This window comes from Dysosmobacter acutus (assembly GCF_018919205.1).
GTDB lineage: Bacteria > Bacillota > Clostridia > Oscillospirales > Oscillospiraceae > Oscillibacter > Oscillibacter acutus.
On sequence record NZ_JAHLQN010000001.1, the window covers coordinates 1,460,680 to 1,479,188 of the forward strand.

At 59.3% G+C, this 18,509-nt stretch carries 16 protein-coding genes and 1 tRNA gene; 11 read left to right on the top strand and 6 right to left on the bottom strand.

The window, feature by feature from the left end; genetic code table 11:
- Nucleotides 1–171 precede the first annotated feature (171 nt).
- The 5 genes from KQI82_RS07050 to KQI82_RS15640 all read right to left on the bottom strand — a co-directional run bounded on the left by KQI82_RS07050 (nucleotide 172) and on the right by KQI82_RS15640 (nucleotide 8,648).
- Nucleotides 172–2,274 (bottom strand): efflux RND transporter permease subunit, encoded by a 2,103-nt coding sequence (locus KQI82_RS07050; RefSeq protein ID WP_216632143.1) that lies wholly within the window; start codon nucleotides 2,272–2,274, stop codon nucleotides 172–174.
- 25 nt (nucleotides 2,275–2,299) lie between these two features.
- Complete coding sequence (locus tag KQI82_RS07055; RefSeq protein ID WP_216632144.1) at nucleotides 2,300–4,555, bottom strand: coiled-coil domain-containing protein; 2,256 nt, start codon at nucleotides 4,553–4,555, stop codon at nucleotides 2,300–2,302.
- A gap of 256 nt (nucleotides 4,556–4,811) precedes the next feature.
- Nucleotides 4,812–6,320, bottom strand: a complete 1,509-nt coding sequence (locus KQI82_RS07060; RefSeq protein WP_216632145.1) for an ATP-binding protein — start codon at nucleotides 6,318–6,320, stop codon at nucleotides 4,812–4,814.
- Between the two features lie 17 nt (nucleotides 6,321–6,337).
- Entirely contained in the window at nucleotides 6,338–7,684 is a 1,347-nt protein-coding gene (locus tag KQI82_RS07065) for a vWA domain-containing protein (protein WP_241426642.1), read from the bottom strand.
- Nucleotides 7,685–7,700: 16 nt separating this feature from the next.
- The gene (locus KQI82_RS15640; protein WP_241426643.1) at nucleotides 7,701–8,648 is read right to left on the bottom strand and encodes a leucine-rich repeat protein; all 948 of its coding nucleotides are present in this window, start codon (nucleotides 8,646–8,648) and stop codon (nucleotides 7,701–7,703) included.
- Between the two features lie 260 nt (nucleotides 8,649–8,908).
- Here KQI82_RS15640 and KQI82_RS07070 point away from each other — a divergent pair, with 260 nt between their 5' ends.
- From KQI82_RS07070 to KQI82_RS07080, 3 genes are all read left to right on the top strand, one after another.
- Nucleotides 8,909–9,637, top strand: coding sequence for a MerR family transcriptional regulator (locus KQI82_RS07070; RefSeq protein ID WP_216632147.1), 729 nt, complete (start codon nucleotides 8,909–8,911; stop codon nucleotides 9,635–9,637).
- Nucleotides 9,638–9,921: 284 nt separating this feature from the next.
- A complete protein-coding gene (locus KQI82_RS07075; RefSeq protein WP_216632148.1) occupies nucleotides 9,922–10,458 on the top strand; it encodes a phosphatase PAP2 family protein in 537 nt (178 codons plus the stop codon).
- Nucleotides 10,455–10,931, top strand: a complete 477-nt coding sequence (locus KQI82_RS07080; protein WP_338148958.1) for a COG2426 family protein — start codon at nucleotides 10,455–10,457, stop codon at nucleotides 10,929–10,931. Before KQI82_RS07075 ends, KQI82_RS07080 begins: the two co-directional genes overlap by 4 nt.
- A 409-nt stretch (nucleotides 10,932–11,340) precedes the next feature.
- Here KQI82_RS07080 and KQI82_RS07085 read toward each other — a convergent pair whose 3' ends face one another.
- Complete coding sequence (locus tag KQI82_RS07085; protein WP_216632149.1) at nucleotides 11,341–11,850, bottom strand: helix-turn-helix domain-containing protein; 510 nt, start codon at nucleotides 11,848–11,850, stop codon at nucleotides 11,341–11,343.
- A 180-nt stretch (nucleotides 11,851–12,030) separates the two neighbouring features.
- Here KQI82_RS07085 and polA point away from each other — a divergent pair, with 180 nt between their 5' ends.
- The 8 genes from polA (at nucleotide 12,031) to KQI82_RS07125 (ending at nucleotide 18,402) form a co-directional block, all read left to right on the top strand.
- The gene (gene polA, locus KQI82_RS07090; RefSeq protein ID WP_216632150.1) at nucleotides 12,031–14,688 is read left to right on the top strand and encodes a DNA polymerase I; all 2,658 of its coding nucleotides are present in this window, start codon (nucleotides 12,031–12,033) and stop codon (nucleotides 14,686–14,688) included.
- Between the two features lie 12 nt (nucleotides 14,689–14,700).
- Nucleotides 14,701–15,195: a ribosomal protein S18-alanine N-acetyltransferase gene (rimI, locus tag KQI82_RS07095; RefSeq protein ID WP_216632151.1), complete on the top strand. Its 495-nt coding sequence runs from the start codon at nucleotides 14,701–14,703 to the stop codon at nucleotides 15,193–15,195.
- The gene (locus KQI82_RS07100; protein ID WP_216632152.1) at nucleotides 15,140–15,742 is read left to right on the top strand and encodes a GNAT family N-acetyltransferase; all 603 of its coding nucleotides are present in this window, start codon (nucleotides 15,140–15,142) and stop codon (nucleotides 15,740–15,742) included. Before rimI ends, KQI82_RS07100 begins: the two co-directional genes overlap by 56 nt.
- A gap of 13 nt (nucleotides 15,743–15,755) precedes the next feature.
- Nucleotides 15,756–16,763 carry a tRNA (adenosine(37)-N6)-threonylcarbamoyltransferase complex transferase subunit TsaD gene (gene tsaD / locus KQI82_RS07105; protein ID WP_216632153.1) on the top strand — a complete coding sequence of 336 codons (1,008 nt, stop codon included), beginning with the start codon at nucleotides 15,756–15,758 and terminating at the stop codon, nucleotides 16,761–16,763.
- Nucleotides 16,764–17,193: 430 nt separating this feature from the next.
- The gene (locus tag KQI82_RS07110) at nucleotides 17,194–17,412 is read left to right on the top strand and encodes a hypothetical protein (RefSeq protein WP_216632154.1); all 219 of its coding nucleotides are present in this window, start codon (nucleotides 17,194–17,196) and stop codon (nucleotides 17,410–17,412) included.
- Nucleotides 17,413–17,501: 89 nt separating this feature from the next.
- Nucleotides 17,502–17,577, top strand: a tRNA-Thr gene (locus tag KQI82_RS07115).
- Nucleotides 17,578–17,587: 10 nt separating this feature from the next.
- Complete coding sequence (locus KQI82_RS07120) at nucleotides 17,588–17,785, top strand: hypothetical protein (RefSeq protein WP_216632155.1); 198 nt, start codon at nucleotides 17,588–17,590, stop codon at nucleotides 17,783–17,785.
- A 185-nt stretch (nucleotides 17,786–17,970) separates the two neighbouring features.
- Nucleotides 17,971–18,402 carry a translation initiation factor 2 gene (locus KQI82_RS07125; RefSeq protein WP_241426644.1) on the top strand — a complete coding sequence of 144 codons (432 nt, stop codon included), beginning with the start codon at nucleotides 17,971–17,973 and terminating at the stop codon, nucleotides 18,400–18,402.
- The last annotated feature ends 107 nt before the right edge of the window (nucleotides 18,403–18,509 follow it).

Here is an 18,509-nt window from a genome sequence, read left to right on the forward strand (position 1 = left end):
TATTAGCTAAAAATATTTAACTAAATTTTTAAAAGTATAATAGCATGATATTTTTATTTGTCAAGTGGAAATTCAGGCAGAACAAAGAAAATGCCGTAAGCGGTAAGGCCGTTTGGACCATAAAAAACCCCGTCTGCCTAAAAAAGCAGACGGGGCACATGGCGGCAGATGCTATCTGACGGAGGAGAGCTCCGATTTTTCCGATTTGGACCGGGGCCTCCATTTGAGGCTGGTTTTGGCGATCAGAGGCTCACAGACGCACAGCACGGAGGGAAGGATGAAGATGCTGACCACGGCGGAGATCAGCGCGCCCCGGGCCAGCATGATGCAGATGGAGCTGATGATCTCGATCCTGGAGATCATCCCCACGCCAAGGGTGGCGCAGAACAGGACCAGGGAGCTGGTGATGATGGAGGAATCGGAAGCGGTGGCGGCCACCGCGATGGCCGCCTTGCGGTCCAGTCCCCGGTTCAGCTCCTCCCGGAACCGGGTGGTCATCAAAATGGCGTAATCCACCGTGGCGCCTAACTGCACGCAGCCGATGATGGTGGGGGAGACAAAGGGGATGACGGAGCCGGTGAAATAGGGGATGCCCTGGTTGATGAAAATGGCCAGCTCAATGGTGGACACCAGCACAAGCGGTACGGACAGAGAGCCGAACAGCACGGCGATGATGAGAAAGATGGCGGCGATGGAGATGTAGCTGGTGACTTTGAAGTCCACGCTGGAGGTGGAGATCAGGTCGGCGGTCAGGGCCGCCTCGCCGGTGATTTTGGCCTCCGGGTCGTAGCGCTTGACCACCTCCCCTAACTGCCGGAGCTGCTCGGAAACCTGATTGGACGCGGTTGCATAGCGGGAGTTGATCATCATCAGCTGATAGCCGTCCTGCTTGAGCATGCCGGTCACCGCCTCGGGAATGAAAAAATCGGGGATGCCGGTGCCAAGCAAACTGGAGCAGGAGACCACCGCGTCGATGCCGGCAAGGTCCTTGACCTGGGATTCAAGGGCGTTCATCTCCGTGGCGGAGAGGTCGCTGCGCAGCACCACAAAATGGGTGGAGGCCATATTGTAGTCGCTTTTCAGCTTGTTGTTAGCCACGATGGAGGCCATGTCCTGAGGCAGGGCCTCATCTAACTTGTAGTAGACGCCGGCGTGGTTCTGGGCGTAGACAAAGGGGATAAACAGCAGCAGGAACAGCGCCACATACCGCTTGCTGCGGCGGACAATGTGGCTGTTGACCTTTTCAAAGCGGGGGAGAAAGGCCCTGTGGCGAAAGCGGTTGATGGGTCCGTCAAAGATCAGCAGCAGAGCGGGCAGCACCAAAATCACGGAGGCCACGCCCAGTACCACGCCCTTTGCCATGACGATGCCGATGTCGCGGCCTAACGTCAGCTGCATGAAGCACAGGGCCAGAAAGCCGGCGATCGTGGTGAGGCTGCTGCCGGAGAGGGAGGTGAAGGCCGCCTCGATGGCCTGGGCCATGGCGTCCCGGTTGTCCTCATAGCTGCTGCGCTCCTCCTCGTAGCGGCGGTAGAGGAAGATGGAATAGTCCATGGTTACGCCCAGCTGGAGTACGGCGGCAATGGCCTTGGTGATGTAGGAGATTTCCCCCAGGAAGATGTTGGTGCCAAAATTGTAAAGAATGGCGATGCCGATGTCAGAAAGAAACACCAGCGGCAGAATCCAGGAATCCATGGTCAGCGACATGGCCGCAAAGGCCAGCACCACCGCCAACAGCACATAGAGGGGCAGCTCCTCGTCCACCAGGTCCTTGGTGTCCTTGATGACCACGGAGAACCCGGCCAGAAAGCAGTGCTCGTTGCACACGGACCGGACCTGGTCGATGGCGGCCATGGTCTCCTTGGAGGCGCCGGGCTTTTCATACTGGATGATCATCATGGTGGAGTCCCCGGAGTAGAACATGTTCCGGATATCGGCGGGGATCATGTCGATGGGAATCTGAATGCCCACCAGGTTGGATACCCATATGGCGTTGCTGACGCCGGGAACCCTCTGGATGTCCTGGATCAGGCGGTCGGTGTAGCCGGAGGGCATATCCTCCACGATCAGCATGCTGATGGCCGCGTCGTGAAAGGGGTCCTCCAGCAGAGCCTCGCCCTGGGTGGATTCCAGATCCTCCGGCAGGTAGGTCAAAATGTCGTAGTTGATGCGGGTGGCCACGGCGCCAAGGACGGAGGGGACCAGCAGCGCCACCGCGATCAGCGCCACCAATTTGGGCTTGCGGGTCAGGGTATGGGCGATCTTTTCAATCAAGGGAATGCACCTCACCTTTCACTGTTCAGCGGAAAATCCGGGTCAGGCCCACCCAGAGGTCGCTGAACATCCGGCCCAGACGGCTCCAGAAGGTGCCCTTGTTCGCGGCTTTTTCCTCCTGCTCGGTCTCCTCCTGCTCCGCCTCCTTGATCTCCTGAGAGCGGATCAGCACCTGGATGCTGGAAGGGGCTGGGTTTTGCTCCGAGGTCATGGAGACTGCCTCCGCGTCGGCGTCCATCAGAAGGAGGTTGCTGGTCTCGCCCCGGTATTCGTTCCAGGTGTCCTTGATGATGTCGCTGATGCTGTCCTTGGCGGAGCGGATGTCCCGGGTGGAGGAGACGCTGCCCGCGGCTTTTCGCAGCGTGGCCGCCAGTCCCTCAAGGGTCTTCCGGGTGCCTTCGTCCAGCAACGAGCCGCTCTGCTTCAAAAGGGCCTGGGCGTCTTCGGCAAAGGTCTTCATGGCGCTGAGGCTGTTTGTCATGGCGTCCAACAGAGCGGCGGCGTCGCCGAGGGCCTCCTGGGCCCTGGGCTCGGCTTCGTCCAGAACCCTGTAGAGTTCATCCGCCTCGGTGATGAGCGCTCCGGCCCGGTCGGCCAGCGTTGTGCCCAGGTTGGCGGCGTTCTCTCCGTGCTTCAAGACAGCCTCCAGCAGGTCGTCGGCATAGGAGGAGCGAAAGCCCTGAAGCTTATCCAGAAGATCGGATGTATCGGAGGCGATCTGGGACAGGCCTGACTTCAGCGTTCCGGCGGAGGCCATCTCCTGCTCAAACTCATCCCGCATGGTCCAGAGCTGATAGAGCTGCGCGCTTTGGCCGGAGACGGCGGCTACGGCCTGCTCCAGGGTGATCTCCTGACCGGCCGCGGCGGCTTCCGCCATGGCCTTCTGGGCCAGGTAGTAGGTGATGAATTCGCTGAATTCCCCTGTGAACGGGACGTCCGGATTGGCCTGGGCCTGGAGATAGGCCTGATAGAGCTGGGCGGCGCTGCCCAGCGTCTCCTGAAGCTCCGCCACCGTCACCTTCACGGTGCCGCCGGCGGTGGGTAGCTCCACCACCTGCTGGCCGATGGCGGTATCGGCCATGGAGCCCACGCTGTTGAGGGAGGTCTTCAGTTTGGAGATGCTGCGGTCCAGCCGGTTCAGGTCGGTCTTTAGGTCATCGGCCAGATTCTGAGCGTCGCTGAAGTCGCCTTTCAGGTCGCTGAGCAGGGATTTGATATCCTTCAGATCCCCCTGAACCTCCAACATGGTCTTGTCCAGATCAGAAAGGCTGCCCTTTGCCTTGCTCAGCGTGTCCCTGGCATAGGTGATGTGGCCGGAGGCCGGCGTGAGGGAGGTTTCCAGATCTCCCAGGCTTGCGATCACGCCGTCTAAATCGTCGTAGACCTGGCCCTTGCCGGAGGAGATAACATCCCTTGCGGAATTGAGCTCATCCAGGCCCTCGGCCGTGGCATAGAGGCTGCCGCTCATGCCATCCAGCGCGCCTAACAGGGTGTCCAGGCCCGCGTTGAGCTTGTTGTAGGAGTCCTCCAGGTCGTCGGCCTTGCCGCTTAAGTCCGCAATCTGAGAGAGCTGGGAAAGGGTGGCGGGCACCATCAAAAAGGTCATGCCGTCAAAGGAAAAGTCCTCCGCGCCCACCCGGATGGTGAAGTGCTGCTCCTCGCCGGGCAGGGCCAGAAACAGCACCGCCCGCAGATTGCCGATCAGCTGTACCTGGGCCCCGGGCGCCTCAAGGGAGAGAATGTCGTCCTGATTGAAAAGGGCCATGGCCTCCAGGGTGTAGTTGTTGCGGGCGTACTCGCTGGCGGAACCGTTGGGGATGGCGTCCACATTGATCTCCACCTCGCCGGTCCTGCCGCAGAGCTCCTCGGCCCGGGTGGGGACGCCGTTGAGCCGGTAGCTGATGGTAAGCGTCCAGGGGAGCTGATTGAAGGGCGCTGTGGTTTTGCCCTCAAAGTAGAAGTGGCTGGGGACGCTGGAGCCAAAGTCGAAGGTGGTCTTGCCGTCCCGGCTCACCGCCTCCACATCGTTGGTCAGGTTTTTGATCTCGTCATACTGACCGTAGTCCGTCAGAGTGGACACGCCGTTTGTGATATAGCTTTTCACCATGCTGCCCTTGGTGAGATTCCCGTAGTAGTCCACCGTGGCGTAGTAGGCCTCATCATAGGTGGGGGCGACGCCGTCGCCGATGGGCTCCGCCGCGGCCGCGGGTACGACGGAAAGGGCCAGGGCGGCGGCGGTGGCTGCCGCCAGTATCCGGCTGGGCTTGTATTGTGTATTCATCGGACATGCTCCTTCCATAGAAGTTCTATCAACGCTGTTGATTTTAGCGGCGGGCGGAGTGAAAAACAACCGACAAACGGCCTTTGGTGTCCGTGAATCAGACACCGGGGGGCCAATGTCCGAATGAGACGCGCCGCGTGCGAAAACCACAGGGCCTGAAAAAGGGGAAGAGACACCGAACACGGCGTCTCTTCCCGACAAAAATGGCAGTATGGCGTTAATGGGCAGTATGACGTTTATAGGAGCGCCGCGCTGCTTACGGCGCCTGCTCCGCGGAGCGGGCGGCCTCGATCTCCAAGTGGATGCGGCGGCGGGTGGAGTCGAACATCAGCTCCTTGTTGTGGCGGAAATAGGCGTCGCAGCCAAAGGTCTCCACGAACCAGGAGGTATCGTAGCCGGCGGTGATCTCCGTCACAAAGATCACCAGCTCCTGGCTGGGGCCAAAGGCATCCTCCAGGAAGGAGAAGGCGTGGTCAAAGAATCCGGAGGCCTCCTCCGCCAGAGCCTTCCGCTCGTCCACCTCCGTTTGAAGGAGGGGGCGGACCGCGTCCATGGGACTGCTGTTCTCTCCGGCCAGCGCCTGGCGGCAGGAGTCCAGGGCCTGAATCCGGCGTGCCGTCAGCGCGCGGAGCTCTCTGTTCTCCTGCCCGGCCTCCCTCCTGCGTTTGCCCTCCGCCTGGAGCCGATGGGTCAAATCCCGGAGGACCGCGTCAGGCGCCTCGGCGCCGATCCGCTCCCGGAATTGCAGCAGGTCACCGTGGAGCGATTGGGTAAGCTGATCCTGCATCCGCACCTTGCGGGCGGCCTCCGACAAACGGGACATCATCAGCCCCATGACAGAGAGGCGCTCGTCAAAGGGCGCGGAGCGCAGCTCGGAGGCTGTGGAGGCCGGATACGTGCCCCGGAGAATCTCCTCCACGTGATAGGTGCGCTGGTACTTGTAGTAAAGGGCCAGATAGCCGGCGAAATCCTTTGCGATCCGGGGCAGCTGGATATACTGGCCGATGACCTCCCGGGTGACGGGGATTCCAAGGCGCTCATAGACCTGCATCAGCTCGCTCAGGTCCTCCCAGCCTCTTGCGGTGGCAAACTGAAGGCCGTCCACCGAGGTTTCCACCTGGTAGAAGTTTTCCTTTTTGATGTCCAGGTAGGAGATGACGGCCCCGTGGAGGCCGCGGCGGTGGGCGTACTCCTTCCACACGCCGAAGTCCTCGGTGACGTCGATCCGCTTGACCCGGTCCAGCGTCACCACGTCAAAGTCCCGGACGGACTTGTTGTACTCCGGCGGGTTGCCCGCCGCCACGATCATCCAGCCCTCCGGCAGAGGCTGGTTGCCGAAGGTCTTGCACTGGAGGAACTGGAGCATCATGGGGGCCAGGGTTTCGGAGACGCAGTTGATCTCATCCAAAAAGAGAATGCCCTCCCGGATGCCGGTCCGCTCCATCAGCTCGTGGACCGAGGCCAGGATTTCGCTCATGGTGTACTCGGTGACCGAGCGCTCTTGGCCGCCGTAGGTGCGCTGACGGATGAAGGGCAGGCCCATGGCGCTTTGGCGGGTGTGGTGGGTGATGGTGTAGGACACCAGCCCCACATCGGTCTCGGCGGCGATCTGCTCCATGATCTGGGTTTTTCCGATCCCCGGGGGGCCCATCAGCAAAATGGGCCGCTGGCGGATGGCGGGGATGAGATAGCCGCCCAACTCGTCCCGGGTGAGATAGGCCCGCAGCGTGTTGGAGATTTCCTGTTTTGCCTCTTTGATATTCATATTGTCCTCCGTTTCGGTTACAGGATGGGAAGGTCGTCCAAAGGGAGACTGTCCTCCTCCCAGACGCCCTCCTCCCGGGCGGCGCGCTCCAGGTCCGGAGCGGTCAGCACCATGCGGATGGCCCAGGGGGGAACCGGCACGTCGATGGCCGACTCCTCCATCAAAATGAAGGCCGTGTCGTAGGGGGGCCGCTTTTTGGGATAGATGCCCATGCCGTCGGTAAAATACAAAAGGCCCCGCAGGCGGCGCAGGACCCCCTGCTCCTGGAGGCTGGCCACATGGGCGAAGACGGGGCGGAAATCCGTGGCGCTGCCGCCCGCCAGTTCAAAGTCCTCCATATACTCCCTCAGTTCCTCCAGGGTGTGGAGTGTTCGGTCGGAGCGGAGCTGGTCGTCGCACTGCAAAATCCGCAGGTTCATCTTCCGGGTGAAGGTCTCCGTGCTCTTCAGTATGGAGTAGGTGGTGGAGAGAAATTGGCGGACCAGGCCGCCGGAGGTGGACATGGACGTGTCGATGGCGATGACGAAGTCCTCGATACGCCTGTCCTCCCGAGTCTCCGGGGGCTCAATCAGGGGCATGTTGCCGTACAGGCGTAGGCCATAGCTGTAAAACCCGTACTCAAAGGCGTCGCCGTCCACGGCGGCGATCTCCCGCACAGCGGCAAAGCGGCGGAGGAAGGAACGGTAGTCCGGGCTCTCCCGGTTGGCCACCTTCACCTGCTCGTAGACGGCTTCGCCGCCCTGAGCCGTCCCGGCCAGCACGGTCTCCAGCCCGGTCTGGGTCCGCTGGGAGATGTCCTCCCAGCGCTGGCGCTGCTTTTGGCTGTCCTCCCGGGGCGGATCCCAGAGGGAATGGTCATCGGCGAAAAATTCCCGGGCCAGGCGGCTCTGGTCGTACTCGCTGAGCGTCCGCCGGGAGAGGGAGCGGTAGATTCCCTCCGCGGTGAGGACCGCCATCTCGCGGCGCAGCTGGCCGTAGAGGCTTTGGCGCAGGGGGAGGGAGCCGGAAGCGCCCAGGCAGGGATAGTCCAGCGAGTCAAGGATGCTCTCCACCGCGATGTCGCAGCTTAAGTCCCAGAGAGCGCTGTCCCTGCCCTCACGGCGCCAGGGGTGGCGGAGCATGCAGTGCAGGATGACATGGAGGTACGTCCGGTTGACCAGCGTCCGGGACCGGAGGAAGCGGTCGCTGAGATAGGCGCCGCTGTAGACCAGCTTCTGCCCATCGGTGGCGACGAACTGGGTTTCGTTCCCGGGCGTAAAGGCCAGGGAGCAGAGGGCCGCGTCCAGATAGGGCAGGTTGACATAGAGCTCGTTGCGGGCGGTCTCCAGAATTTCCCGGCCGATCGCCGTCAGGTCCTTTTCCAAGCGGGTCCCTCCTTTCCTACAGATCGAATGTGGCCTCGCTGCCCGCGTTGAAGCGGCGGTGATGCTCTTCAAGCAGCAGGGCAAGGGCTTCTGTGGCGCCTCTTTTTCGGGCCAGGGCGGAGGCTGACAAGAGGGCGTCCCGGTCCGGCTGGAGCAGCGGCAGCGCCCAGCAGAGGCCGTCCGTGTCCCGCTGATCGATGAGCCACCGTATGGCCTCGCCGCTGTGGGCGCGGAGATAGCGCAGGTACTCCGCTCCCGCCTCCTCCGACAGCTCCTTTGGGTGGCGCAGCCGGCAGCAGGCCAGCCGCAGCGCGCAGTCCGGCTCGTGATCCATCTGGAGAAAGGGCTGCCAGAGGCTGTCAAAGCGGAAGAAGGAGAAGTGCTTGTCCTCGAAGCAGTGGTGGTAGGGGTAGCCGGCTCCGTGGATGAAGTAGTCGAAGTGATGGGCCGGGGAGTTCTCCTCATAGGACTCCCGGTAGCCAGGAAAGATCAGCCGGGCCGTCTGGCCGTCGGGGTAGGAGAGGGTCATATCCAGCTCCCAGGGCAGTTCGTCGGCAAAATAGGCCATGGCGGAGGAGGACTCCCCGTATAGATGGATGTGGAGGGAGCGCAGCTCCGTGCAGTTCATCAGGGCGCATCCTCCCCAGCGCTCCGTGTTCCCGGAGAGGGTGAGGGAGCGGAGGGCGGTGCAGTTATAAAAGGCGTAGTCCCCCACGGAGCGGACGCTCCGGGGCAGCGTGACGCTAATGATGCGCCGGTTGTCCGTCTCTGCCGGGGGGCCGAATACCACCAGCTCGCCATCCCCCGTATCGCAGCCGGGGGCAAAGGCGTGTCCTGCAATGGACGTCACCGGCAGGCCCCAGAGCTCCTCCGGCAGCACCACCGAGGAGGCGGAGGAGAGAAGCCGCAGTATGGTGACGCCGCGTTCCTCTCTGCGGCAGCGCAGCAGCATGGTGCCGCTCATAAAAGAGCCTCCTCTCTACAGGCGCGGACAAGTTGCCGCGCGATGAAAAAATGGTCATTTCCGGCTGTGATGGATAGACGCGCGGTGCGGCTGCAGCATCTTGATGAAATCAAATAAAACAGCCGTTCCCGGCTATTTTACCACGTCGGGAGCCGTTTGTGCACTGTTTCTTCACGCGGGAACAAAAAAGTGGTACACTGAAAAAAAGACTTGACTCTGACGCCGCGTCAGGGCGTAAGCTGAGTATGAGGTGAGGAAAGATGCGCTATTCCATCGGACAGGCCGCGGAGCGGTGCGGCGTGAGCGTACGCACGCTGCGCTATTATGACCAGATCGGACTGCTGAAACCGGCGGACACCGGAGCGTCCGGCTACCGCTGCTACGACGAGTCCAGCCTCCTTCGCCTGCGGGAGATTTTATTTTACCGGGAGCTGGATTTTTCGCTGGAGGAGATCCGGCGCATGCTGGATACACCGGCTTACGACCGCGCCCGGGCCATGGAGCGGCAGCGCCGGCTTCTCACACTCAAGTGTGAGCGGCTGATGGGGCTGATCGCCCTGCTGGAGCGGAATTTGAAAGGAGAGGATACCATGAATTTGAGCGCCTTTGATGACAGCGCTTATCAGGCGGAAAAAGAGCGTTACGCCGCCGAGGCAAAAGAACGCTGGGGCCAGACGGAGGCCTATGCCCAGAGTGAAGAAAAACGACGCACCCATGTTCAGGAGCAGGGGCTCCAGCGCCGGATGGAGGAGCTGTTTGCCCGCTTTGCCGCCCTGAGGGAACCGGAGTCCCGTGAGGGACGGGAACTGGTGGAGCAGTGGAGGCGGTTCATCAGCGAAAACTACTACGAGTGCACGCCGGAGATTCTTTCGGACCTGGGGCGGATGTATGCGGAGGACAGACGGTTTCAGGAAAACATAGACCGCTTTGGACCGGGCACGGCCCGGCGGATGAGCCAGGCCATCGAGGCCTACTGCAATAAAGCGTGAGAGAGCGGCCGGGGAAACCCGGCCGCTTTTCGACGCCAACTGGCAAAGTTTATGGAATGTTCATTGTATTTCAGAGGGGGCCGGGGTATAATACCCGCAGAGCGGCTGTGCTGTCCGACCGCTGCCATTGGGCCGGAATTTGATGCGGACCCTGCGTATCGGGACAGCTGATATATGCCTGCGGCACACAATTCTGATGACTGCTTGCATCAAAACGGCCGCGCGGCGCCCCCCGGCTTCCGCTGTGAGCGGACGCAAATCGCCTGAGAGTTGGGATCATGTACATGACTGCCATTGAACTTTCCATATTGGACTGGATTCAGACCGCCCGCTGCGGCTTTTTGGACGCGGTGATGCCAGTCGTCACGGCCCTGGGAGACTCCGGGATAATCTGGATTCTTCTGACCCTTGTCCTCCTCTGCATTCCCAGGTATCGCCGCACCGGCATGTGTCTTGCCTGCGCCCTGGTGCTGGACGTGGTGTGCTGTAATCTGATGCTCAAGCCCCTGGTGGCCCGGGTCAGGCCCTTTGACGCAAACCCGGTTGTGGAGCTGATTGTGGGCCGTCCCACGGACTGGTCCTTTCCCTCCGGCCATACGGCGGCTTCCTTTGCCTCCACGGCGGCGCTGTATGCCAGCGGGGAGAGGCTGTGGATTCCGGCGGCGGTGCTGTCGGTGCTGATTGCCTTCTCCCGGCTGTACCTCTATGTCCATTACCCCACCGATGTGATAGCGGGGCTGATCCTGGGGACCGTTCTGGGCGTGTTGGGCAGAAAACTGTTCCTCTTTCTGGAGCGTAAGGCGGGGAGGAGGGCGTCGTGACGGAGTTTTTGGGAACCCATCTTGGAAAGCTGCTCTCCACCGCGTTCATCTCCCTTGTCCCTGTGATCGAGCTGCGGGGCGGCATCCCCTATGGAATTGCCTGCGGACTGGGCGCGGGAGAGGCCTTTTGGGCGGCGGTGATCGGCAATATGCTGCCGGTGCCCTTCATCATCTTGCTGGTGCGGCGGGTGTTTGACTGGCTGCGCTCAGGCAGGTACTGGGGGCCGAAGATCGGGTGGCTGGAGCGCAAGGCCCACATCAAGGGGCGGATGGTGCGTAAATACCGGGTGATTGGACTGTGCATCCTGGTGGCCATTCCACTGCCGGGCACAGGGGCCTGGACCGGGGCGCTGGTGGCCGGAGTGCTGGGAATCCGGCTCCGTTCATCTCTGCCGGCCATCTTCCTTGGCGTGCTCATCGCCGGAGCGATTGTCACCGCCATCACCTGCGGCGCGCTCAGCGCGTTTCAATAGGCGCCAGGAGCGGCCTTTGGGTTCTCCGATGTTCAGCGTGGCTGGGATGGGAAAATAGGGCGAAAAATCACCGCTCTATAACTTTCAGTGCAGTCGATTTTTAGAAGTCAAGGATACAGCCCTGATGGGCTGTCATCAAATAAGAAACGGGATAACGAAAGAAGGACTATCAGCTTGCCGCCGATAGTCCTTCTTTTGCGTTGAGTGAGAACAGGCGAAATCGTGACGCCCCCAACAGGGTCTCCAAAGGAGTTTGCGCCAGGCCTTGCCCACCACTGCCCATCTTCGCGGCCTCCCCAATAAATGGAAATGTTTGCAAAGACGCATTATACCAATAAGGCGCAGTTCAATCAGCCCGACAAATCGCAGATTTTGAGGTTTGAACTGTACCCCAAAAGGCAGGGCAGTTTTATACTTTCTTCCGTGTCAAGGAAAATCCAACGATTGCCCCAATAAGGATAATCGGCGCTAACCTGACAAACAGCCATTCAAATGCGTGAAAAGCTGCTCCGAAAACAGTAGTTTCAGGTTCACTATAATCCCAACCTAAGTAAGGACTATTTAATACTATTAAGACAGCAAAAATTGTTACCATTACCACACTCACTGAGATGAACAGCCAATGAAGCATATTCCTTCTCGCGGTTTTCCTTTGTGCAAGCTGCAAGTTTATAACCTCCAGTTTTTCGGAAATCGCTTTTAGATCATCAACTTTCGACTCAACAACAGTTTCTCCAAGCAAAGTGTTTACTGGTGTTTCAAGCACTTCCGATATGGAGAGCAGTATATCAGAATCAGGAACTGACAATCCTTGCTCCCATTTTGAGATTGTTTGTCGTACAACATTCAGCTTGATAGCAAGCTCTTCTTGCGAAAGCCCTTTTGATTTCCTAATTGCTTTAATGTTTTCGTTTAACATCGGGGATGACCTCCTTTCTTTCAGTCATTGACACTATTGTATGGGAAACTGCCCATTGCTACAAGCAACGCATATTAACATTCAAGTTTTATGTCGCAGAACCGGCCTTTGGCCGCTCTTGCTTTTTTACCTGATTTTAGGGTATACTATTTTATTATTGTGCAGTCGGGAGGCAATCCCATGAAACTCATGGTTTTAGACGGAAACAGCATCATCAACCGGGCCTATTACGGCATCCGGCCCCTATCCACCAGGGACGGGCTCTACACCCACGCGGTGTACGGCTTTCTGACCACGCTCCAGCGCCTGACGGAGGAGGAGCGCCCCGACGCGCTGTGCGTCACCTTTGACATGCATGCGCCCACCTTCCGCCACAAGGCGGCGGAGAGCTACAAGGCCACCCGCAAGGGGATGCCGGAGGAGCTGGCCATGCAGATGCCGGTGCTCAAAGAGGTGCTGGATGACATGAACGTCCCCCGATATGAGATGGAGGGATATGAGGCCGACGATCTTTTGGGCACCATCTCCCGCAGGTGCGAACGCCAGGGCTGGGACTGCGTGGTGGTCACCGGGGACAAGGACTCGCTCCAGCTGATTACGGAGCACACCAAGGTGAAGCTGGTCTCCACCCGGATGGGCCAGACCACCACAAAGGATATGACTCCGGAGTCGTTTCGGGAGCAGTATGGATTCGAGCCTGTCCACATGATCGATCTGAAGGCGCTGATGGGCGACACGTCCGACAACATCCCCGGCGTCCGGGGCATCGGTGAGAAGACCGCCATGGGCCTTGTGCAGGTGTATGGCTCCATCGACGAGCTCTACGCTCACCTGCCGGAGATCTTCACGGCTCCGGAGACGCCGGCCAAGCCGGGCGTGGTGAAAAAGCTGACCGAGGGGAAAGCGGACGCGGAGCAGTCCCGGTTTTTAGCCACCATTGTAACCGACGCGCCGCTGGAGTTTGCCCCGGAGGAGAATCTCTGCCGCCCGCCCAAGCCCAAGCTGTACGACCTTTTTCTGCGCCTGGAGTTTTCCAAGCTGATCGAGAAGTGGGGTCTGCGGCCGGAAGAGACCGGCGCCGGGGAGAAGCGGCAGGGCGACGTGGCCTTTGAGACCGTCACAGACTTCTCCAAAGCCGATGAGCTGTTGGAGCTGTGGCGCCGGGAGGAGTACGTGGCGGTGCTGACGCTGCCGGACCTCTCCGCCGTGGCGGTGTGCCGCGGAGAAGGAGAGCCGGTCAGTGAATTCTTTTTCAGCAGCTTTGAAGGTGATTGGAACGCCTTTCTCCGGGGGCTCTTCTCCGCAGAGGTGAAGAAGGTCTCCCACAACGTGAAGGATCTGATGCGCCTTCTGCTTGAAAACGGATTGGGCACGGAGGGCTTCCTCTTTGACACGGCGCTGGCCGCCTATCTTCTGGACGCCACCGCCGGCAGCTATGACCTGGGCCGGCTCTGCATGACCTATTATAATGAGGAGCTCCCCAAGGCGCTGCATCTGGAGCCGGACGCATTCTCCCTCCTTGGAGACACGCAGCAGGCAAAGGCCTCCTTTTCCCGGTATGCCGCCGCCGTCGCCGCGCTGTACGGCACGCTGCGGCCCCAGCTGGAGAAGGAGGGGCTTTGGGAGCTCTTTGAGACGGCGGAACTGCCCCTTTGTCCGGTGCTGGCGGAGATGGAGCAAACCGGCTTCCGGGTGGACGGCGGCGAGCTCAAGCGCTTTGGCCAGACCATGGACCAGCGGATCCGGGAGCTGGAGGCGGCCATCTATCAGATGGCGGGCATGGAGTTCAACATCAATTCCCCCAAGCAGTTGGGGGAGGTGCTTTTTGAGCGGCTGGGGCTTCCTCCGGCGAAAAAGACCAAGACCGGCTACTCCACCAACGCGGACGTACTGGAGAAGCTGCGTTTCCAGCACCCCATTGTGGAGGCGGTGCTGGACTACCGCCAGTACGCCAAGCTGAAGTCCACCTATGCCGACGGCCTCTTGAAGGTCATCGGGCCGGACGGCAGGATCCACACCAATTTCCAGATGACCGTCACCGCCACCGGACGGCTCTCCTCCACGGAGCCGAATCTTCAGAATATCCCGACCCGCACGGATTTGGGCAGCGAAATCCGTCGGATGTTCATTCCCGGCGAAGGGAATGTCCTGGTGGACGCGGACTACTCCCAGATCGAGCTGCGGCTGCTGGCCCACATTGCCGGCGACAAGGCCATGCAGGACGCCTTCCTCCACCATGCCGACATCCACACCGCCACGGCGGCCCAGGTGTTTGGGGTGGCGCCGGAGGAGGTGAGCCATGAGATGCGCCGCCGGGCAAAAGCGGTAAACTTCGGCATCGTCTATGGCATCTCGCCCTTTTCCCTGGCTCAGGACATCGGCGTGGCCCAGTGGGAGGCGAAGGAGTATATGGAACAGTACTTTGCCACCTACTCCGGAGTGAAGCGGTATATGGAGGAGATTGTGGAGAGGGCCCGGGAAAAAGGGGTGGTGGAGACGCTCTACCACCGCCGGCGCGCTCTGCCGGAGCTCAAGTCCTCCAATTACAACATGCGCTCTTTTGGAGAGCGTGTGGCGCTGAATATGCCCATCCAGGGAACTGCAGCGGATATCATGAAGCTGGCCATGGTGGCCGTCTGGCGCCGCCTGAAGCGGGAGAAACTCCGCTCCAGACTGGTGCTCCAGGTACACGACGAGCTGATTGTGGAGTGTCCTGTCCAGGAATCGGAGACGGTGGAGCGGCTGGTGAAAGAGGAGATGGAGGCGGTTGCCCACCTGGCCGTGCCGCTGACCGCCGAGGCCCACACGGGGAAGAACTGGCTGGATGCAAAAGAGTAAGGAGCGGAGCAAATGAAGATTGTACCCATGACGGCAGACCATCTGGACGCGGTGGCGGATTTAGAGCGCATCTGCTTCTCCACTCCCTGGTCCCGGAACATGCTGGCGGAGGAGCTTGAAAACGCATGCGCCGCCTTTCTGGTGGCGTTGGACGGCGATGAGAACGTCATCGGCTATGCCGGGCTTCAGGTGGTGGTGGACGAGGGCTATATCACCAACGTCGCCGTACATCCCGATCACCGCCAGCAGGGGGTTGCCTCCCGGCTGGTCCAGGTGTTTGTGGACTTTGCCCAGGCCAATGGGCTTGCCTTTTTGACGCTGGAGGTGCGACCGTCCAACACGGCGGCCATTGTCCTCTACGGGCACCATGGCTTTCGGAGCGCCGGAAGGCGGAAAAATTACTATGAGCATCCAAGAGAGGATGCGCTCATTATGACACGGGAGTTTCATCATGAATCTGAGAATCTTGACAAGCAGGGAAGAACTGCGGGAACTATACGAAGCTGATCTGAAGCGGGCGTTCCCGCCGGAGGAGCTCAGGCCTTTTTCCGCCATGGAACGGCTGATGGACAAGGGTATTTATACGGTGTATGTCCTGGAGGAGGACGGCCAGCGGCTGGGCGAGCTGCTGTTGCTGCGCGGCTTTGACGGCTGCGGCCTCATCGACTATCTGGCGGTGTGCGAGGAGCACAGAAACCGGGGAGCCGGCGCGGAGCTGCTGCGCCGCTGCCTGGAGCTCTATGACGGCCAGGTGCTGTTAGGGGAGTCAGAGGCCCCCACGGGGGATCCGGCCAGGGACGGGCTGATCCACCGGCGGTTGGGATTTTACGAGCGGAACAACGCACGCTGCGCGGGCTATGACTGCGGCGAATTCGGCGTGCGCTACAAGACTCTCTACTGGGCTGAGGAGAACCTGCCGGATTCGGTGCTGATCCGCTACCACCAGGCGCTCTACCGCAGTCAATTCACACCGGAAACTTATGAGCGGTATATTCAGATCCCGCTGGCTGAGGGCGAAGCCCTCAAACCCTGCGCCCCCTGGGCGGAGAAATGAGAGGGGAGCGTCCATGAAGATACTGGCAGTTGAGAGCTCCTGCGACGAAACCGCGGTAGCGGTGGTGGAGAACGGGCGCAAAGTCCTGTCCGACGCCATTTTGTCCCAGGCGGATATGCATGCCGTCTACGGCGGCGTGGTGCCGGAGATTGCCTCCCGCAAGCACGTGGAGGCCATTGCCGGCCTGGCGGAGCAGGCCCTGAAGGAGGCGGGCATCACCCGGACTGAGGTGGACGCGGTGGCGGTGACCTATGCGCCCGGACTCATCGGTGCGGTGCTGGTGGGCTTAAGCTTTGCCAAGTCCGTGGCCTACGCACTGGGCGTTCCTCTGATCCCCGTCCACCACGTCCGGGGACACATCGCTGCAAACTATCTGGCTTTTCCGGAGCTGGAGCCCCCGTTTCTGGCCCTGTGCATCTCCGGAGGCAATACGCTGCTGGTGGATGTCAGGGATTACACGGACCTCAAGATTATGGGGGCCACCCGGGACGATGCCGCCGGGGAGTGCTTTGACAAAGCCGCCCGCGTGCTGGACCTGCCCTATCCCGGTGGAAAGCCCATGGACGACCTGGCTCAGCAGTCCTCCGGCGGCGTATACGCGCTGCCCAGGACCAAAGTCGGCGGCTGCGACCTGGATATGAGTTTTTCCGGTCTGAAAACCGCGGTTGTCAACCTGGCCCACAACGCGGCCCAGAAGGGGGAAACGATAGACCGGGCCGCGCTGGCGGCGGACTTTACCGCCGCCGTCAGCGGTGAGTTGGTGCCCCGCACCATAGAGGCCGCCAGACGCTCGGGCCGAAACGTTATTGTGGCGGCCGGCGGCGTGGCCGCCAATTCCCGTATCCGCGGCGATCTGGAGCGCGTCTGTGAGCAGGAGGGGTACAAGCTCTACCTGCCGCCCATGCGCTGGTGCGGCGACAATGGAGCGATGATCGGCTCCCAGGGCTACTATGAGTACCTGGCGGGACATGTGGCGGACATGGCGCTCAATGCCTATGCGACCCGCGACATATCGCAATAAATGATAACAGAGAGGAAATTTGCCGGGCTGCCTTATGACAGCGGCAAACTTCCTCTTTTTTCCATATGCATATTGGGCCATAAGAAAAACAGCGTTGTAAAGGGACGAAACTTGTCGAAATGAATGAGGAGGGGGGTGTACCTTCATAAATCGGTCTTGTCTTGCATAATATGGGAAGAAGTGCGGGGAAAATAAAATTTATGTAAAGTGATATCGAAGGGGGAGAAATCTGTATAATAGAGTTCTGGGAACTGTAAATAAAAGGAAAAATGCGATGAAACTGCTGAAAACAAACGAAAAATAGCATGTGGAAAACACTGTGGAAACTGTGGATAACTATTTGTAGTGATAAGTTATGGAAAGAATTATGTAAAAATAAAGAGAAAGTTTGTTTGAGTGAAAAAAAGGAGAGAAACGTTGTGGAAATTTGATGTTTGTCGAAAAAAGGAGAAGAAAAAGGGAAAAGGCCGATGCGGCGCCTGCAGAAAAAACAGAGAATATCCGCAGGATCGGTCGAATTTGGAATTTCGTTTTGCAGGAGGGATTGCGAAAATACAATCCGTATTATACGGGCGGATTGCATACCTTGACTTTCCAAGAGAAGGTGTTGACGTTGCAGCAAAAATATGGTATGATGACACCCGTGTGATAGAGTTGTGTTTTCCCATGGCACAAGCTGCGTTGTGTCAGAACGGTTGATTTACGGCCGATCGTCCTCCGCCGCGAATAAGTTTATATGCTACTGTAGCTCAGTTGGTAGAGCAGCTGATTCGTAATCAGCAGGTCGTGTGTTCGAGTCACATCAGTAGCTCCAAAATGTGTTGATGAAAGATGCAGCACAGAAAACGCCGCACGAAAGTGCGGTGTTTTTGCATCTTTACAGGCTTTTTCTGGCGGAAAAGTTAGAAAAAACGAGTTTTTCGGAAAATCAGTTTTTCCACGCGAGAGGCGACATTTCAGAGATGCAGCAGAGCGCTCTTATGGACTGGTGTGACTTGAACACCGAGGCTAAAAAAGAATAAAGCATAAGAAGGCAGGCCGCCGTTCGGCTCCCCATGTGGGAGAGAACGGCGGCCTTTTTCGTTACATTGGTGCTTATGTTGCTTTCGCCTTGTTTGTCTATCATTCCTTGGTGGTGTTGGTAATAGCTTTCTCATAACCTTTCGGGTATGCTTGCGTTACAAAAATACGAAGGAGGTATCCGAGAATGGCAACCACCAAAAATTTGTGCGCTCAGATCCCCATTGATCTGCATGAGCGGGTCAGCGAAGAACGGGAACGGCTGGGCCAGACCACCAGCGAGTACATCGCCAACCTCATCCAAGACTATTACAACATGATGAAAAATCAGAAAGGCGGCATTCAAATGACTGAAAAAGGCAGAACCATGGCATTCCAGATCCCCGAAGAACTCTTCCAGCGCATCAAGCGTCATCTGGAGCGCGAGACGCTCCGAACCGGCAAAAAGCTCACCCAGCGAGACTTCGTGCTGAACCTGATCACGCAGGCGCTGGACGAAGCGGACACTGAGAACGCCACGGAGCAGAACACCCCCACTGAGGCCCCTGTCGCGCCCCGTGTGGCCGACGTGACCGCTCCAGCGAACACGGACACCCCCAACGAAGATAACGCCGTGTAAGCCCGCACGAAAGCCAAACAAAAGAACACGATTTAGGGAAAAGCCACCCAGGGCATCCGAACCTCGGATGCCCTGGGTGGCTTTTTGCGTTTCGCCAGAAAGGAGGT